The 18,300-nt window shown below is 36.7% G+C and carries 16 protein-coding genes and 1 tRNA gene; 1 reads left to right on the top strand and 16 read right to left on the bottom strand.

Going from position 1 to position 18,300, the window contains the following annotated elements:
* Positions 1–4: 4 nt before the first annotated feature.
* The 3 genes from N0K73_RS01390 to yycF are packed head-to-tail and all read right to left on the bottom strand — an operon-like array spanning position 5 to position 3,896.
* Complete coding sequence (locus N0K73_RS01390) at positions 5–1,324, bottom strand: YycH family regulatory protein (protein WP_057974140.1); 1,320 nt, start codon at positions 1,322–1,324, stop codon at positions 5–7.
* The gene (gene walK, locus N0K73_RS01385) at positions 1,311–3,164 is read right to left on the bottom strand and encodes a cell wall metabolism sensor histidine kinase WalK (protein ID WP_112249604.1); all 1,854 of its coding nucleotides are present in this window, start codon (positions 3,162–3,164) and stop codon (positions 1,311–1,313) included. The genes N0K73_RS01390 and walK overlap by 14 nt, the downstream gene beginning before the upstream one ends.
* 21 nt (positions 3,165–3,185) lie before the next feature.
* On the bottom strand, positions 3,186–3,896 hold the full coding sequence (gene yycF / locus N0K73_RS01380; RefSeq protein WP_057974141.1) for a response regulator YycF: 711 nt from the start codon (positions 3,894–3,896) through the stop codon (positions 3,186–3,188).
* 193 nt (positions 3,897–4,089) lie between these two features.
* On the opposite strand from yycF, the gene N0K73_RS01375 reads away from it, so the two are divergent.
* Positions 4,090–4,162: transfer RNA gene (locus N0K73_RS01375), tRNA-Lys, on the top strand.
* 189 nt (positions 4,163–4,351) lie between these two features.
* Here N0K73_RS01375 and N0K73_RS01370 read toward each other — a convergent pair.
* The 13 genes from N0K73_RS01370 to yaaA form a co-directional block, all read right to left on the bottom strand.
* Positions 4,352–4,753, bottom strand: a complete 402-nt coding sequence (locus tag N0K73_RS01370) for a hypothetical protein (protein WP_112249506.1) — start codon at positions 4,751–4,753, stop codon at positions 4,352–4,354.
* A 17-nt stretch (positions 4,754–4,770) separates the two neighbouring features.
* Complete coding sequence (locus N0K73_RS01365) at positions 4,771–5,181, bottom strand: hypothetical protein (RefSeq protein WP_112249504.1); 411 nt, start codon at positions 5,179–5,181, stop codon at positions 4,771–4,773.
* Positions 5,182–5,319: 138 nt separating this feature from the next.
* Positions 5,320–6,606 carry an adenylosuccinate synthase gene (locus N0K73_RS01360; RefSeq protein WP_057974144.1) on the bottom strand — a complete coding sequence of 429 codons (1,287 nt, stop codon included), beginning with the start codon at positions 6,604–6,606 and terminating at the stop codon, positions 5,320–5,322.
* A gap of 184 nt (positions 6,607–6,790) precedes the next feature.
* Positions 6,791–8,182 (bottom strand): replicative DNA helicase, encoded by a 1,392-nt coding sequence (dnaB, locus tag N0K73_RS01355; RefSeq protein WP_057974145.1) that lies wholly within the window; start codon positions 8,180–8,182, stop codon positions 6,791–6,793.
* An 85-nt stretch (positions 8,183–8,267) separates the two neighbouring features.
* Positions 8,268–8,723: a 50S ribosomal protein L9 gene (gene rplI / locus N0K73_RS01350; protein WP_057974146.1), complete on the bottom strand. Its 456-nt coding sequence runs from the start codon at positions 8,721–8,723 to the stop codon at positions 8,268–8,270.
* Between the two features lie 6 nt (positions 8,724–8,729).
* Complete coding sequence (locus N0K73_RS01345; RefSeq protein ID WP_112249502.1) at positions 8,730–10,742, bottom strand: DHH family phosphoesterase; 2,013 nt, start codon at positions 10,740–10,742, stop codon at positions 8,730–8,732.
* A gap of 122 nt (positions 10,743–10,864) precedes the next feature.
* Positions 10,865–11,119 carry a 30S ribosomal protein S18 gene (gene rpsR, locus N0K73_RS01340; protein WP_057974148.1) on the bottom strand — a complete coding sequence of 85 codons (255 nt, stop codon included), beginning with the start codon at positions 11,117–11,119 and terminating at the stop codon, positions 10,865–10,867.
* Between the two features lie 18 nt (positions 11,120–11,137).
* Positions 11,138–11,671, bottom strand: coding sequence for a single-stranded DNA-binding protein (gene ssb / locus N0K73_RS01335; protein WP_057974149.1), 534 nt, complete (start codon positions 11,669–11,671; stop codon positions 11,138–11,140).
* Positions 11,672–11,709: 38 nt separating this feature from the next.
* A complete protein-coding gene (gene rpsF, locus N0K73_RS01330; protein ID WP_057974150.1) occupies positions 11,710–12,003 on the bottom strand; it encodes a 30S ribosomal protein S6 in 294 nt (97 codons plus the stop codon).
* 196 nt (positions 12,004–12,199) lie between these two features.
* Positions 12,200–14,650 carry a DNA gyrase subunit A gene (gene gyrA / locus N0K73_RS01325; protein ID WP_404825120.1) on the bottom strand — a complete coding sequence of 817 codons (2,451 nt, stop codon included), beginning with the start codon at positions 14,648–14,650 and terminating at the stop codon, positions 12,200–12,202.
* Positions 14,651–14,736: 86 nt separating this feature from the next.
* Entirely contained in the window at positions 14,737–16,701 is a 1,965-nt protein-coding gene (gyrB, locus tag N0K73_RS01320) for a DNA topoisomerase (ATP-hydrolyzing) subunit B (protein ID WP_057974152.1), read from the bottom strand.
* Positions 16,694–17,827, bottom strand: coding sequence for a DNA replication/repair protein RecF (gene recF, locus N0K73_RS01315; protein WP_112249500.1), 1,134 nt, complete (start codon positions 17,825–17,827; stop codon positions 16,694–16,696). Before recF ends, gyrB begins: the two co-directional genes overlap by 8 nt.
* Before the next feature lie 8 nt (positions 17,828–17,835).
* A complete protein-coding gene (gene yaaA / locus N0K73_RS01310) occupies positions 17,836–18,063 on the bottom strand; it encodes a S4 domain-containing protein YaaA (RefSeq protein ID WP_057974154.1) in 228 nt (75 codons plus the stop codon).
* Positions 18,064–18,300 lie beyond the last annotated feature (237 nt).

The following is an 18,300-nucleotide window of genomic DNA, read 5'->3' as shown; positions in this document are numbered from 1 at the left end:
CCTCCTAGTCTATTTTTAACAACCCAGCATAATTTTTCCATTCATTTTTGTAACGGACGTACCAAGTAGGCGATAAATCAACCACTAAATCAGAATCGGAACTTGATACCCAACGATAACCTAATTGAATATCGGAAATATCGGAATCTTTATAACCCGCCGCAACCAAATCATTTAGTACCTTTTCCGTACTTTGTAGTGTCACGTCTGCCTTCCCAGATGGAACGGCAATTTGTAACGTTGACAATGAAAAATTAATCTTATTTCCACCATTGGATAATCGTTCCACTTCAATCGCGCCATTCTTAGTCTGATTGAAAATCGGAAATCCTTCAATGTAACTTCTAAATACGGTTGTCATGGTGTCACTATTAAATCGATAAAAGTGAATGTTATCTAGACCAATACCCGTGTTTTTGATACTATCATAACTCTGTTCTAGCGCTTTTCCACGACCGATTTTTTGTTCTTGATTTGTATCTTTATCGTCTTCAAATGAAACTAAATTTGTCTCATTTTGAACAGTTAATTGTCTGTCTGAACCATCGTAATAAGTACTCGTTTTTTTACTTTCCTTAATATTAACCGTTGAGCCGTTTGTTTGTCCCAGTAGTTTAGCGACATACTTACTGGCCGTTTGTTTATCCACTAAGTACCGGAAGCGCGCTACTTTAAAATCTTGATTATAGTACATAAAAATATTATTATTGTGCAATTTAAATGTAACTAGTAGTTGTGAGAACTTCCCACTTTTTAAAGCTTCATCAATCATTTTGTCTTTATTATATGATTTACTCAAAGAAATTTCGTAAACTTTTTTATCCTTGTCACTCAAGAGATAAATACTACGTTTATTATTACGAGGAATAACGATACGATCAAAAGGACGTGTTTGATAATTTTTATTTTGTTGATTAAAGACTTGATTGAACAAACTAATCGTAATCTCATCTGAATAACTAAGCATTAACTGATTTTTTTCATTCAAAAAAGAGAGGTATTCCTTTTCATCTTTAACTGGAACCTCAACAATTGAAGTTTCTTCCCATTTACGCATTTGTTTTTGAATATTGGCAATAATATTAACTTTTTCACTATATAAAACATTTTGCTCTTGATCATCATTATAAATAATCGATGTTGGTGAATAAACCTCACTCAATTTTGCGGTTTTCGTTAAATCAGTCTGAGTTGAATTAGTCGTTCTTGTTGACTCACTTTTACCATTCCAAGTTGGATCCGTCCAAATAACCCATGATAATCCAACACTTGTCATGATTAATAAAAATAAGACTGTTGGTAAAATAAATTTACTCAATTTCATCCCACAGGTCCTCCTCATATGATTCATAAGGCAACGAGATGTAGAAGGTTGACCCTTTACCCTCTGAACTATCTAACCAAATCTTGCCCTTATGCATTTCAATCACTTCTTTGGAAATAGCTAACCCAAGTCCAGTCCCACCTTGTGCCCTTGAACGTGCCTTATCAACACGGAAAAAGCGATCAAAAATGTGGGTTAAATCTTTTTTAGGAACACCAAGACCCTCATCAGAGATACTTAAAATAACATGTTTATGCGTCTCTAATAAACGACAGGTTATTTCCCCACCGTCTGGTGAATATTTAATCGCATTATTCATAATATTATCAATTACTTGGACAATTTTATCGGTATCCAATTCAACCCATAAATCACGTTTAGTAAAATCACGTTTAATCGTATATTTTTTACCGGTACCATCATCCGTGTTAATCATCATGTCAAATCTGTCCAAGACGTAGCCGAATAATTCATTTAAATTAACTAATTCAAGTTCTAACTTAGACGTTCCTGAATCCATCCGTGATAAATTAAGTAAATCATTAATCATCCGCATCATACGTTCTGTCTCATTTTGCGTAACTTTTAAGAAGCCTGGCGCAACTTCTGGATCTTTCCATGCGCCATCGTTTAATGCTTCGATATAACTCTTCATACTCGTTAATGGCGTTCTTAATTCATGCGAAACATTAGAAACAAAGCTTTCACGTTCACGTTCAATTTTTTGTTGTTCTGTAACATCATGAAGCACACAGACCAGACCACTAATAAATCCAGATTCTCTCTGAATCAACGAGAAGTAAGCATTTAAGATCTGTTCGTGCTCTACGTCAGATAAATCAATCATAATTTCATCCTGATTTTCTAACAAATCACGCAACGTGTATTGGTTACGCAAGTCGAGAATATCAAGGATTGATTTTCCAATTGAATCATCTTCATTCTGATCCAATAAAGTAGAAGCTGCCTCATTCATTATAATGACATTTCCACGACGATCAGTCGCAATTACACCATCCGTCATATGCGATAAAACACTATCTAAGCGACGACGTTCGGCCTCAGATGATTCTTGTGCTTCCTCAACACGAACGGATAAATTATTTACTGCATCAGCTAATTGACCCAGTTCGTCATTAGAATATACGCGAACTTTACCCGAATAATCACCACGCGAAATTCGAATCGTTTGCTTTTTCATTTCGTCAATCGGTCGAGTTATAGCCCGGGAAATAACAATCGTTATTAAAAGAACTAAAATTGCCGCAAAAAGTGAGGCGGTCACAAAGATAACGGTAATATCGTTAATATTAGAGTATAGATTTTCAAGATTGGCTTTAACGTACGTTACACCGACTGTCGTCGTGGCATTACCAGAAGTATTAACTAATGGCACAATTGAAACATAATACCGTTTATCGTTAGATTCATCATAAATCTTTTTTTCAAATGTTTTGGGCGTATATAGTACCTGTTTAATTGTTGCATCCGTTGTTTTTTGACCAACAACGGTCTGATTATTAAAGTCACTACTCCCGCGGATGGTTCCCTTGCTATCAATGACCCGGATTTCTGTGATACTTGAATTACTGACGTCTTCCAATATCTTTTTAATATCTTTATTGCCGGCAGAAACATCCGGATTCGCTAAATCCTTGGTAATGGAATTAGTAACATAGGTTGGTAACTGCACTTGTTGCTTAAATGTGTCTAAATTCTGTTGCTCTAATTGTCTAACAAAATAAGCCCCGACAATTTCTAACGTTATTAAAATTAATAACGCAAAAATGAGGGCTATTTTAAATTGAATAGATCTAAAAAAACGAATTTTTTGATTCATTTTCATCGTTATGCTCCTGCTCTATTCTAAATCTGGATTTTTCATATAATAACCGACACCACGGCGCGTTACTAACCATTCCGGATGACTTGGATTATCTTCAACTTTTTCTCTCAAACGACGCATCGTAACATCAACCGTCCTGACGTCACCAAAATAATCGTAACCCCATACCGTTTGTAGTAAGTGTTCTCTAGTCATTACTTGGCCTAGATGTTGCGCTAAATAGTGTAGTAACTCAAACTCACGATGTGTTAATTCAATTTTTTCATCATGTTTCGAAACCATGTAGGCTTCAGGATGAATCGTTAATTGACCCACTTGTATTTCACTATTTTGTGGTTGTTCCTCTGCTTGGACATTTTCAATTGTTTTTTGTCTTCTTAAGTTGGCCTTGACCCTGGCCACTAATTCACGATTTGAAAAAGGTTTCGTGACATAATCATCAGCACCTAATTCTAGGCCCAAGACTTTATCAATTTCTCCATCTTTTGCCGTCACCATAATGATTGGCATATCGTAAGTTTTTCTAACTTGGCGAGCAACTTCTAAACCATCTACCTTGGGTAACATTAAATCTAATAAAATTAAATCTGGTTCGACTTCTTTAACTTTTTCTAAGGCTTCTTCACCATCGTAGGCAGTATATACGTCGTATCCTTCTTTAGTTAAATTAAATTTAACGATATCAGAAATTGGTTTCTCATCGTCGACAACTAATATTTTCTTCATAATATGATCCTCCTTATAGGAAATCGCAAAATTAAATCCGTGTGCAACTTCTTAACCCTTCATATTATAGCCTATTCAATCGTTATTGCCAAACACGGTCCTTCATCTGTTGGAAGTCTTTTTTTGAAAGTTATTGTTTTTTCTAAAAATATATGATAATATATTTAAGTTGATGAATTATTATTAACGGTTTGGGTGGTTAGCTCAGTTGGTAGAGCAACGGACTCTTAATCCGTGGGTCTAGGGTTCGAGCCCCTAACCACCCATGGGTGCCAAACCCAACATATCGCAAGATATGTTGAAGCATCTAGCTGCGGCTAGGTGCTTTTTTTGTACTCTTTTTTTATGAATGTTTCACGTGAAACAAAAGGACCGTTCAATAATTGAGGTGCCATAAAATTATCCCAATCATAATTCCTTTTTAAACCAACCTCACCTTAGATAAACGACTACTCTCAAACGAGTTCCGTTTCTATTCTAAATTTTTTGGCTGATATGATTAACCTATAATCTTCATACGTTATTATTGAAATGAGATAGTTCCTATCAACATAGTCAATATGAAAGCCATCCACTTGCCCTAATCCCTTTTTAAATAAAGGTTCGTTGGTCTCCTCATTCCTAAACGTATTAAGATCCATGTCATGGTTAACACCCCAAACTTCTTCAAATATTAAATTCAGGTGTTTCCCTTCAAAATCTATCATTTTAATGACTAATTTAACATTGCTTTTTTTCCTGTTATCTCCCGTATTTACATACGTCATCGCACCAATGTCAGCATTTTCTAATCCATTCCCATAATTACGATCCAATAAATCAAATGTCTGTCGATCCAGAAATTTTTTTAACTTCATCCGAGTTTCTCCCCAAGTTATTTATTTTCTAAATATCTCGTTTCTATTCTAAATTTTTTCGCTGAAACAACTAATCGGTAGTCTCCCTGCATTCGTATTGTGACAGTATATTTTTGGTCACTGTAATCAACTCGAGAATCCAGTATTTGTCCTAGCTTCTCCCCAAATACTGGCTTGCCTGTCTCCACATATCTGTAAGTATTAAGATCCATATTGTAATTAATACGCCAAATTTCTTCAAAGATTAAGTCAATTTTCAAATGTTCATCTTCATAATCAGTTAACTTTATAACTAATCTAATATTACTTTTTAACTCACTGTCTCCCGTATTTTCATAAGTCATCGCGTCAATATACGCATCATGTAGCCCATATTCTCGAGTCAATATCTCATAAGTTTGTTGGTCTAATAATTGTTTTAAATCCATTTTATTTTCCTCCATGAACCCCTTTTTACATCATTCATTATACTGCTAATACAGTTCAAACCATTCCAAATAGCTTTTAATATAACAAAAAAGACCTAAAATTAATTTTAGGTCTTTCGATTACAACTTGTAATTCTCTTATGCCCAAACGTCGTCTAAAACATTTGTTTGATCACGATCGGGACCAACTGAGAATGTAGAAATTTTAACATCTACGATTTCTTCAATTCGTCTTACATAATTTCTGGCATTTTCAGGTAATTCGGCGAGTGTTTTCATTTGAGTAATATCTTCAGTCCAGCCAGGTAATGTTTCGTAAACTGGTTTACATTGTGATAACTCTTTAAAACTTGCTGGGTAACGATGAATAATTTCGCCATTCAATTCATATGCCGTACAAATTTTAACTTCTTTTAATCCCGTTAAAACATCAATACTGTTTAAACATAAATTAGTTAAGCCTGAGACACGTTTAGAATGATTCATAACAACACTATCAAACCATCCAATACGACGTGGACGCTTCGTTGTTACACCATATTCGTGACCAATTTCACGGATAGTATCCCCTATCTCGTCAAGCAATTCAGTTGGGAATGGGCCATCACCTACACGAGATGTATACGCCTTGCAGACACCAACGACTGTATCAATTTGAGAAGGCCCAACACCGGCACCAGTTGTTGCACCACCGGCAATTGGGTTAGAAGATGTTACAAATGGGTATGTCCCATGATCAATATCCAACATCACACCTTGTGCACCTTCGAATAAGACTTTTTTTCCGGCATCCAATGCATCATTAATAATCACTGATGTATCCGCCACATATTGTTTAAGACGTTGTCCGTAAGCAAAATATGTTTCAAAGATATCATCAAATTCAAGTGGTTCATGATCATACAGTTTTGTAAATTCACGATTTTTTTGTTCTAGGTTAAGTTTTAATTTGGCCGAGAATGTGTCTTTTTCCATTAAATCGGCAATTCTAATACCAACTCTGGCAGCTTTATCCATGTAAGCTGGTCCAATTCCCTTATTAGTTGTTCCAATCTTATCATCTTTCTTAGCAGCCTCTTGCAGACCGTCCAAAAGAATATGGTAAGGAAGAATAACATGTGCACGATCAGAAATTCGTAAATTATCGCCTTTAATGCCGAGCGCTTGAAGATAATCGAGTTCTTCACACAAAGCTTTAGGATTTACGACAACCCCATTCCCAATAACGCTTAATTTATCTTGGAAAAAAATACCTGATGGAATCAAATGTAATTTGTAAGTGTTACCTTCGAATACAATTGTGTGTCCGGCATTATCGCCACCTTGGTACCGTGAAATAACATCGGCATTTTGGCTCAAGAAATCTGTAATTTTACCTTTACCTTCATCGCCCCATTGGCTACCTACTACGACTACTGATGACATATTTTCATCCACCTCATAATTTATATTTTGGTAATTCATAAATACAATCCTAGGATATTGTAGCAATAAAACGATTAAAATACAAGTAAAATACGAACGTTAAGTTTTTAATAAAACATTTATCGGCTATATAACGAACTTTTATTACTTTATGCAAAAAAAATATCTCTTAACGAGATATTTTTTAACCTTCAGGTATATACGCAAGCGATGAGAATTTATTGTACGATTTAACAAATAATAATTTAACCGTCCCTCGTTCACCACCACGGTTTTTTTCAATAATAACTTCAACTTCACCAACATTTTGGTCATCTTCATCCCTTGGATCAGGCAGATTTCCGTCTTCATCTTCATCCGTATCACGTTCATAATAATCGTCACGGTATAAAAATGCCACAATATCGGCATCTTGTTCAATAGACCCGGACTCACGAATATCCGACAAGACTGGTCGTTTATCTTGACGTTGTTCAACGCCACGAGACAATTGAGACAAAGCAATTACCGGAACACTCAATTCTTTCGCTAACTTCTTCATTTGTCGAGAAATTTCTGATACTTCTTGTTGACGACTTTCACGACCTGAGCCTTCAATTAATTGCAAATAATCGACAACAATTAATCCCAAACCATTTTTTTCTTTCGCTAAACGACGACATTTTGCACGAATTTCAGCCATTTTTGATCCGGCAGTATCATCGATGAAAATATTTGTTTTTGATAACGAGTTCATCGCCACTATTAAGTTAGACCACTCAGATTCGTCCAGTTGTCCTGTCCGTAAATGGTTGGCATTAATACTACCCTCAGCACACAACATTCGACTTACAAGGGATTCTGCTGACATTTCTAAACTAAAAATTGCAACCGATTCGCCCGTTTTAGTCGCTACATTTTGCGCAATATTTAATGCAAAAGCTGTCTTACCAACGGCTGGACGAGCAGCTAAAATAATTAATTCATCTGCATGTAATCCGGCAGTCATCTTATCTAGTTCGGGATAACCTGTCGATAATCCTGTAATCGTGTCGCCTTCTTTAGCCAACTTTTCAATGTTTGTAAACGTGCTTTTTAATACATCCGCAATGGCTTGAAAGCCACTGCTATTTCTTTTTTCAGAGACGCTCATAATTTCACGTTCTGCGTTATCTAAAAGTGTCGCCACATCGTCTTCTTGCGATAAACCTTTTGTCGCAATTGACGTTGCTGTAGCAATTAAACGTCGAATCATTGATTTTTCTTCAACAATTTTAGCATAATATTGTACGTTAGCAGCTGTTGGGACAGATCCCGCCAACTCAACAATGTAGCTGACACCACCAACGTCATCCATTTGATTCCTGGACGTTAAATTATCTTGAATTGTAACAATATCAATTGCTTCATCCCTGTCATTTAAATCTACCATAGCGGCAAATATTAATTGATGACGTCGTTGATAGAAGTCTTCTGGCTCCAAGTATTCCATTGCTTCAATAAGGGCATCACCCTTTAAAAAAACAGCGCCTAAGACAGCTTGTTCCGCTTCAATATTTTGCGGTGGTGTTTGGTCTGTTAACAGTTCATTATTCATTGTATAGTGTTCTCCTTACTTCCAAAATCAAGAAAAAAACTGGCGCAAAATCAACTTTTGCCCAGTTTTTCAAATAAACGCTACTTTAGTTATTGGCCGAAACATGCACACGAATCATTGCTGTTACATCGACATGTAATTTCACGGGGACGTTTGTAAATCCCAAAGCGCGAATTGGTTCTGGTAGTTCAACTTTACGTTTATCAATTTTGATACCGTATTGTTTTTCCATTGCCTGAACGATTTGTTTGCTGGGAATTGAGCCAAATAAACGGCCATCTTCACCGGCTTTAGCTGTTAATTCAACAATTGTTTTATCACTTTCTAAAACAACTTTTTCATCTTTAGCTTCTTGTAAAACTATTTCAGCTTTTTTTTCTTCAGCCTTTTGTTGGCCTTTTAACGAACTCATAGCTGAGTTTGTTGCCACTTTAGCTTTACCATTTTTAATTAAAAAGTTTTGTGCGTAACCGCTTGGAACTTCTTTAATTTCTCCACGTTTACCTTTTCCACGGACGTCTTCCAAAAATATAACTTTCATAATTGATCACTCCTTAATTTCATCTTTTTTTGTTGTTAATATGCTAACTAATTGTTCTGCGGCTTCGCTCACGCTCACGCCGGTTAACTGTGTTGCGGCATTTGATAAATGGCCGCCGCCACCCATTTGTTCCATAATAACCTGAACATTCGTTTCACCCGTACTTCTGGCTGAAATACTAACACGATTATCTGGTCTTTTTGTTACAACAAATGAAGCCGAGACGCCCGAAACAGATAATAACGAATCTGCTGCTTGCGCTGCTGTCACAGGATCATAAATTGTATCATCCTCGCCCACACACAATGCTAAATCACTATTTATGAACTCCACTTTATCAATTAAATGATTTCTTTTCAAGTAACTATCAACATTTTCTTTCATAAAGTCTTGAACCATTGTTGCATCGGCTCCAACGGATCTTAAATAACTAGCTGCATCAAATGTTCGCGTACCCGTTCGTAATGAAAACGACTTTGTATCAATAATAATTCCGGTCAACATTGCGGTTGCCTCAATTTTATTAATTGGCTCGCTATCTTTTGATTGATATTCAAACATTTCAGTAATCAATTCACAAGTTGATGATGCGTAAGGTTCAATGTAAACCAACATCGGATTTTCAGGAAACTCTTCACCGCGACGATGATGATCAATAACCATCAAACGATTTTTAAGTTTTTCATACAGTTCCGGGCTTCCAGAAATTGACGGTTTAGAGTGATCAACCATTACTAATAAACTTTGTTCCGTCGCTTTTTCTAATGCCTCTTCAGGCGTAATAATATTATATTTAATGTCGGGATATTGATCCAACTCTTCCATTAATCGCTGTACATCGGAATGAATAGCCGTTTGATCAAGTACAATCCAACATTTCATATTATTCATTAACGCAATTCGTCTGATACCCAGACAGGCACCCACAGAGTCCATATCGGGACTCTGATGTCCCATAACGAAAACTTGGTCCAATGGTTTCATAATTTCTTGTAAGGCTTGAGAAATCATTCTTGCACGAACTCGAGTCCGTTTTTCCATTGGGTTTGTTTTCCCACCGTAAAATCTCGCTTGTTCCTCAGGTGATTTAACGACTACTTGATCGCCGCCTCGACCTAATGCCAAGTCTAAGTTACTTTGAGCCAATTTTGCGAGTGAATTTAAATCGCCATCACCATACGCAATTCCCATACTCAATGTTAATGGGAAATTTTGTTTTGACGTTCGATCGCGAATCCGATCTAAAATTTTAAATTTTTCTTCTTCAATTTGTTGTAGAGAATGCGCATGTACTAAGATAAAAAAGCGATCTGTGTCCGTTCTTTTCAAATACATTCCATAACGACGAGCCCAGTTAGATAGTTCATTTGTGACGAAATTACTTAAATTAGAAACATTTTTATCTGACATTGATTGCGTCACTTCATCGTAGTTATCCAAGAAGACTTGTCCAATAACAACACGTTCTGCCTCAAATTCTTTCTCAATTGCCGAATAACGCGTGACGTCCATTAGATAAGCAACATGAATATCCTTTTGAATAATCATTTCAAAATCTTTCTCATGCCATGAAACCGTAGCTGCTGTCTTGTTGTCCACATTATTGGTAATAATCGTTGCCAACTCTTCATCAACGGCCTCTAATTTCTTACCTAGAACATCATTTTTTTCAAAATAAGGCTGCAGGTAAGGATTAACCCATTCTATTTCGTTTTGTTCATTGAATATTAAAATACCAATTGGCATTTTAATGAGCGCTTCTTGCTCACCACGTTTAATTCGATATGATAATTCAGATATGTACTCATTCGTATTTGCGGTAATTTGGGACATAATATAAATACTTGCACTGGTAGCACCCAATGCAATAATTAATAACATAAGTCCTAAAAAGAAATTGACCGTAAAAGACAGAACAACACTAAATAAAGATAAGATTATAATAAAAATTGCAATCCATCTTAAGCGTTCATTCTTCAAGAAGCTGGGAAGCCTCTCTTTTGAAAGGAACTTTTTCATAGTATCTCCTCATCTTTGAATCCTAGATGTTATCTATTTTATCACATTCCCCGTTTTACTGCACAAATCTTGCTAGGGGCACAAAAAAAGAAGACTATTTACATAGTCTTCTTTTTTGATTACTATTCTTCTGAAACGAATGGTAATAAGCCCATAATACGTGAGCGTTTGATTGCAATTGTTAAACTGCGTTGATTTTTAGCGCTTGTTCCCGTAACACGACGAGGTAAAATCTTACCACGTTCTGAAATGAAACGTTTTAACAAGTCTGTATCTTTGTAATCGATGTAATCGATGTGGTTAGCTGCGATGAAGTCGACTTTACGACGACGACGTGCGCCACCGCCACCACCTCTACGTTGTTGTTGTTGTGCCATGTGAGTTTCCTCCTCTAATTAGAATGGTAGATCGTCATCAGAAATATCAATTTGTTGGCCATTATTTGCAAATGGATCAACCGCTGCTGAATCGTTTGTTTGCGTTGTGTTTGAATTATTATTCGAACTTGCGCCACCGAACGGGTTAGCATTGTTATTTGATGATGAAGATGAACTTGATTGAGGAGCGCTGCTTTGATTATTAGCGTTATCTTGTTGTTGGCCTGATTGAGATTTTGATTCAAGCAACGAAAAGTTTTCTACGACAACTTCAGTAACGTAAACGCGGGTTCCTTGTTGATTATCATATGAACGTGTTTGAATACGTCCATCGACACCAATTAAAGAACCTTTATGCGTAAAGTTAGCAAAATTCTCGGCTGCTTTTCGCCAGATAACACAGCTGATAAAATCGGCTTCACGTTCGCCAGAAGCGTTCGTGAATTGTCGATTAACCGCAACTGTAAAAGTTGCAACTGCAGCACCACTAGCTGTGTAGCGTAAATCAGGGTCTCTTGTTAAACGTCCGACAAGTACTGTTCTATTAATCATAATGTATTGCTCCTCCCTGTTATTTTATTAAAAATGAATTATTTTTCATCTCTGTTAATGATCATATGACGCAAAATTCCTTCGTTGATCTTTGAAAGACGATCAAATTCGTTAATTGCGATATCATCGTTGGCTGTAGCATTAATGATATGGTAGATACCTTCATTATAACCGCTGATTTCGTATGCAAGACGACGTTTTGACCAGTCTTTTGAAGTAACGATTTCTGCACCATTACTTGTTAAGATACCATCGAAACGTTCGATCAAAGCTGCTTTAGCTGCTTCATCAAGATCGGTACGGATGATATAAGTAATTTCATATTTACTCATGACTGTTTACACCTCCTTATGGACTTTAGGTCCTTACCTCGTGGTAAGAACAAGGAAAGTTATCTATTTAATGCCATAGACACTTACGAACTAAAATTATATCACTGCCATTCGCTTAAAGCAAGAAAATCCTAATTAACTACACACTGATTAAGTACGCGGTTAATTAGGATTTTATTTTAATTTTTAAAAATTTTTATTCTGGATCAATTGTTTCGGCTTCGACGTTTGGCACATCTTCATCCAAAACGACTGTTGTTTCTTCAGGAGCAGCCTCTACTTTAGCCATTGTTGCGACTTTAGCATTTTCATCAATTCGAATTAAATGAACCCCTAAAGTAGCACGACCCGTTTTCGAGACGTTTTTCACATTAAAGCGAATCATAACGCCTTGATCAGTGATTAACATAATATCTTCATCACCTTGAACGGTTGCTAATCCAGCAATTGGCCCATTCTTTTCAGATATATTGGCTGTCTTAATCCCTTTTCCACCACGTCCTTTAATTGCGTAAGCAGAAGCAGGTGTTTGTTTACCATATCCTTTTTCAGAAATAATAAAGACATGGCTATCAGCAGCTAATAAATCAGCTCCAACAACGTAATCGCCTTCTCTTAAACGAATACCACGAACACCAGAAGCAGAACGACCCATTGAACGAACATCATTCTCAGCAAATGATACAGCATACCCTAGATGCGTTCCAATAATCATATTCTGTGAGCCATCCGTAATTGCAACGTTGATTAATTCATCTTCGTCATGCAATTTAATCGCTTTTAACCCATTATTTCTAATGTTAGAGAATTCTGAAACTGGTGTCCGTTTAACCGTTCCGTTAAGCGTTGTAAAGAAAAGATAACGTTCATCATTTTCTTGTTTGCTTACGTTAATAACGGCTTGGATTTTTTCACCAGAATTAACCCCTAAGAGATTAATGACGGGAATTCCCTTGGCTGTACGACCATATTCAGGAATTTCATATCCCTTCATACGGTAAACTTTACCAGCATTGGTAAAGAAGAGTAAAGTATCATGCGTTGATGTCGACACGAGATGTTCAATAAAGTCATCATCGTGAACGCCCATCCCTTGAACACCACGTCCGCCACGGTTTTGTGCCTTAAACTCATCCGTTGGAAGTCGTTTAACATAACCATTATGCGTTAATGTGATCATCACTTCTTCTTCTTCAATCAAATCTTCGTCTTCAAGATTTAATACCTCGCCAATTAATAGCTCAGTACGACGTTCATCGCCAAATTTAGCTTGTAAATCTAATAATTCTTGATAGATAATGTCATGAATTCGAGAATCATTGGCCAAGATATCTTCAAAATCGGCAATTGATGCCATTAAGTTTTGATATTCTTCTTCAATTTTTTCACGTTCCAAGCCAGTTAAACGAACCAAACGCATATCTAAGATAGCTTGAGCCTGTTTATCTGATAATCCATAGTTGCCCATCAATTGATTCTTAGCAAGCTCACCCGTATTTGAACTACGAATAATTCTGATAATTTCATCAATGTGATCAAGTGCAATTCGCAATCCTTCAAGGATATGTGCACGGGCACGAGCCTTTTTCAATTCAAATTGTGTACGACGACGGATAACTTTTTCTTGATGTTCAAGGTAATAAACAAGCATTTCCTTTAAACTCAAGACTTTAGGAATACCATTAACAATTGCCAACATGTTAAAACTAAATGATGTTTGTAATAACGTTAATTTATAAAGGTTATTCAACACAACTGAAGCGCTCATATCACGACGAATATCAATCACAATTCGTAATCCTTCACGATCGGATTCATCATTAATATCAGTAATACCTTCAATTTTTTTATCACGAGCTAAGTCAGCAATTCGCTCAATTAAACGTGCCTTGTTGACCATGTATGGTAATTCATCAACGATGATACGTTCCTTACCATTTTTTTGTTCTTCAATTTCGACTTTTGAGCGAATTGTAATTGTGCCTTTACCCGTTTCATAAGCTTTACGAATACCGGATTTACCTAAAACGGTTGCTCCAGTAGGGAAATCCGGTCCAGGAATAGCTTCCATTAAATCAGCCACAGTTGCATCAGGATTATCCATTAAGATATGCAATCCAGAAATAACTTCTGACAAATTATGTGGTGGAATATTCGTTGTCATACCAACGGCAATACCCGTAGCACCATTGACTAGTAAGTTAGGAAAACGCGCAGGTAAAACAACTGGTTCATGTTCACTACCATCGTAATTATCCATGAAATCAATCGTATCTTTATTGATATCACGCATCATTTCAACGGCAATCTTACTCATTCTAGCTTCGGTATAACGCATAGCAGCAGCGCCATCACCATCGACAGAACCAAAGTTACCATGACCATCAACCAGCATATAACGATAACTAAAATCTTGAGCCATACGAACCATCGCTTCATAAATCGATGAGTCACCATGAGGATGATACTTACCCATAACGTCCCCAACGATTCTAGCTGATTTTTTGTATGGTTTATCAGGCGTGATCCCCAGTTCACTCATACCATATAGAATACGACGATGAACAGGTTTCAACCCATCACGAACATCGGGAAGCGCACGGGCAACAATAACACTCATAGCGTAATCCAAGAACGATTTTTTCATTTCTCCGGAAAGATTAACATCTGTTATCCGGCTTGTAGTTGGTAGTTCTTCTGCCAAAATACTCGACCTCCTTTACGACTAAATTGTTAAATATCTAAGTTTTCTACGTAAGTAGCATTATTTTCAATAAATTCACGTCTAGGTTCTACACGGTCGCCCATTAACATATTAAAGACATCATTGGCTTCAATTGCATCTTCAACGTTAACACGCAATAAACGACGCGCATCTGGATCCATTGTTGTTTCCCATAGTTGAGAAGCATCCATTTCTCCAAGACCTTTGTATCGTTGAATAACAGGTTTTGGTGTTGGTGATAATTGACCCTGAATTTCTTCTAATTCTTCTTCAGTATCAACATAACGAATCATTTTACCCTGACGAATTTGGTATAAAGGTGGTTGCGCGATATACACGAATCCAGCTTCAACAAGTGGACGCATATAACGATAGAATAACGTTAGTAATAACGTTCTAATATGTGCACCATCAACATCGGCATCTGTCATGATAATTAATTTGTGGTAGTTCGCCTTTTCGACATTAAATTCGCCACCAAATCCCGTACCCATGGCTGTAAATAATGACCGAATTTCTTCGTTAGCCAAAATCTTATCTAAACTTGCCTTTTCAACGTTCAAAATTTTACCACGGATAGGTAAAATAGCTTGTGTTAAGCGAGCTCGACCTTGTTTAGCAGAACCGCCGGCTGAATCACCCTCAACGATGAATAATTCACTAATTGCGGGGTCTTTACTTGTATTATCAGCCAATTTACCGGGTAAATTACTAATTTCAAGCCCACTCTTTTTACGAGTTACTTCACGAGCATGCTTAGCGGCAACGCGAGCTCGAGCAGCCAATAAGCCCTTTTCAACAATAATCTTAGCTTCCTTAGGATTTTCCATTAAGAACTTAGTAAAATGTTCAGAGAAAGTTCGATCAGTCACAGAACGTGCATCGGAATTTCCTAATTTTGTTTTTGTTTGGCCTTCAAATTGAGGATCGGGATGCTTAATGCTAACAACGGCTGTTAACCCTTCGCGAACATCTTCACCAGAAAGGTTAGCATCATTTTCCTTCATCAGGTTATTTTTACGGGCATAATCATTTATAACCCGGGTTAAGGCCGTCTTAAACCCAGACTCATGTGTTCCGCCCTCATAAGTATGGATATTATTTGTGAAAGTTAATAAATTACTGTGATAATCGTCGGTGTATTGTAAAGCGACCTCCACAATAATCCCTTTTTGTTCACCTTCAACGTAAATAGGTTCGGGGAAAATAACATCTTTATTTTTATTTAAAAATTCAACATAATGCTTAATACCACCGGCATAATGGAATTCTTGTAATCCGGGTCCGCCATCACGTTTATCATCAATCGTAATTTTAAGTCCCTTATTCAAAAATGCTAATTCACGAATACGTGTTGTTAGGATTTTAATATCGTAAACGGTTGTTTCCGTGAAAATATCAGGATCCGGCACAAAATGAACAATTGTTGCATGTTCATTCTCGGGTGCTTCACCAACAACAGACATTTCCTTCGTAACTTTACCACGAGCAAAAGCCATACCGTAAATTTTTCCTTCACGGATTACTTGAACATCCAACTCAGTTGATAATGCATTAACAACTGAAGCACCAACACCATGAAGTCCACCGGAAACTTTATATCCGCCACCGCCGAATTTACCACCGGCATGTAAGATTGTGAAGACAGTTTCAAGTGCTGGACGACCCGTCTTTTCTTGAATATCTACGGGAATACCACGGCCATTATCGCGAACCGTAATACTATTGTCTTTTTCAACAACGACATTAATTTCATCAGCGAAACCAGCTAATGCCTCATCAATACCATTATCAATAATTTCCCAAACCAAGTGATGAAGACCTTGTGAGGCCGTCGTTCCGATATACATACCGGGACGTTTTCTAACAGCTTCAAGTCCTTCTAAAACTTGAATTTGACTCGCATCGTATTCTTTTGCTTTTTCTTCATGTAATTCTTCAGCTATTTCAGCCTGTTTTTCTTGATCAGTCAACTGTGTGTTCCTCCTCTTCAAGTAAATTACCTTGATTAATATGAAAAATCTTCGGCTCATTAATTAACGTTCTGGCAATACCGCTGAGATTAGGCGTTGTTAAAAACGTTTGAACCTTATTTTGAATTGTTTTTAAAAGGTGAGTTTGGCGCATATCGTCTAATTCAGACAACACGTCATCCAAAAGAAGGACCGGGTATTCACCCGTTTCTTCTTTCATTAACTCAATTTCGGCTAATTTAACCGATAATGCAGTTGTTCTTTGTTGCCCTTGCGATCCATAAGTCTGGACATTTTTGCCATTAATCAAAAAACGCACATCATCACGATGTGGTCCAGCCAGGGTTGTCCCTTGAAATATTTCTTTTTTCGTTGCTTTTTTTAAATCGTTTTGGAGTTGCGCATATAATTGCTCAATCGTCTGATCTGCGGCATCCTCTAAATGAGTTGCGTACTCAAACGTTAGTGTTTCAGCTGATTGTGTAATCTCTTCTTGCAATTGGTTAGCCCAAAATTCAAGTTGTTTCAAAAATATCAATCGTTGATGCACGATCTCGGCGCCAAAAGCGGCTAATTGATCAGATAGTACATCTAAAAAAACTAAATCTTGATTTTTTTTATGTTGCAGCTGTTTCAAATATTGATTGCGTTGTTTCAAAATTGTTCGATACTGGCCTAAATTATACAAGTATCGAGCATTAATTTGACCGAATTCCATATCAACGAAGCGTCTTCTAACCGCCGGCGCCCCTTTAACAAGGGCCAAATCCTCTGGTGCAAACAAAATCACATTGAACTGACCAATGTATTGTGATAATTTAGCCTGCTCAAGGTGATTAACTTTAGCTTTTTTTCCCTTAGAATTAACTTGAATTTCAAGTGGAACGGTGCCTAAGTGTTTATTCACTCGACCCTGAATGATTGCCGCCGTCTTATCCCATTTGATTAACTCTTTGTCATTATTCGTTCGATGACTCCGAGTCATCGATAGCACATAAATGGCTTCCAACAAATTGGTTTTACCTTGAGCATTTTCACCAAGCAAAATATTGATTGCTGGAGAAAACGAGACATTTAAGTCTTCATAGTTACGATAATCCCTCAAGGTCAGACTTTCTAAATACATGGATAAGCCTACTTTTCGTCCATTGAATGCATCGTAATAATTGCAATGCCTGGTACTTCAATGACATCCCCAGGATATAATTTACGTCCACGTCGATCTTCTAATTCGCCGTTCACAAGCACTTCGTTCTCACGTAAAAACCATTTTGCTTCGCCACCAGAATTAATAATTGTTTCTGATTTCAAGACCTGTTGCAACATCATATAAGGTGTTTCTAAATAAATATCTGATTTCAAATCGTCGTCAACCTCCATTTTCTTCTTTTTTCATTATACCTTTTTTTATGTAAAATTACAATTTGACATCTCATTTTAAGGCGATTTAAGCGATTTAATTTTTATTTAGTCCTTTTACTCTCAAAATGCTAAAAAGGCCATATTTTTAATTAATTGACTAAAATCCGCTATCAGTTCTTTTTTTTTAGTAAAACCAAACTCTAAACGCCATTTCTATCAATTTTTAGGTTTAAGGTT

The sequence above is a fragment of the Dellaglioa algida genome, assembly GCF_030127605.1.
Lineage (GTDB): Bacteria > Bacillota > Bacilli > Lactobacillales > Lactobacillaceae > Dellaglioa > Dellaglioa algida.
Note: the sequence above shows the minus strand (reverse complement) of the source record. Positions and strands in the feature narration are given on the sequence as shown.

Coding starts and splice junctions, on each gene's coding strand:
- N0K73_RS01390 (WP_057974140.1), bottom strand. CDS start 1,324: ATGAAATTGAGTAAATTTATTTTACCAACAGTCTTATTTTTATTAATC.
- rpsR (WP_057974148.1), bottom strand. CDS start 11,119: ATGGCACAACAACAACAACGTAGAGGTGGTGGCGGTGGCGCACGTCGT.
- dnaB (WP_057974145.1), bottom strand. CDS start 8,182: ATGAATAATGAACTGTTAACAGACCAAACACCACCGCAAAATATTGAA.
- gyrA (WP_404825120.1), bottom strand. CDS start 14,650: ATGAAAAAATCGTTCTTGGATTACGCTATGAGTGTTATTGTTGCCCGT.
- N0K73_RS01370 (WP_112249506.1), bottom strand. CDS start 4,753: ATGAAGTTAAAAAAATTTCTGGATCGACAGACATTTGATTTATTGGAT.
- rplI (WP_057974146.1), bottom strand. CDS start 8,723: ATGAAAGTTATATTTTTGGAAGACGTCCGTGGAAAAGGTAAACGTGGA.
- recF (WP_112249500.1), bottom strand. CDS start 17,827: ATGTATTTAGAAAGTCTGACCTTGAGGGATTATCGTAACTATGAAGAC.
- rpsF (WP_057974150.1), bottom strand. CDS start 12,003: ATGAGTAAATATGAAATTACTTATATCATCCGTACCGATCTTGATGAA.
- N0K73_RS01360 (WP_057974144.1), bottom strand. CDS start 6,606: ATGTCATCAGTAGTCGTAGTAGGTAGCCAATGGGGCGATGAAGGTAAA.
- N0K73_RS01345 (WP_112249502.1), bottom strand. CDS start 10,742: ATGAAAAAGTTCCTTTCAAAAGAGAGGCTTCCCAGCTTCTTGAAGAAT.
- ssb (WP_057974149.1), bottom strand. CDS start 11,671: ATGATTAATAGAACAGTACTTGTCGGACGTTTAACAAGAGACCCTGAT.
- walK (WP_112249604.1), bottom strand. CDS start 3,164: ATGAATCAAAAAATTCGTTTTTTTAGATCTATTCAATTTAAAATAGCC.
- N0K73_RS01365 (WP_112249504.1), bottom strand. CDS start 5,181: ATGGATTTAAAACAATTATTAGACCAACAAACTTATGAGATATTGACT.
- yycF (WP_057974141.1), bottom strand. CDS start 3,896: ATGAAGAAAATATTAGTTGTCGACGATGAGAAACCAATTTCTGATATC.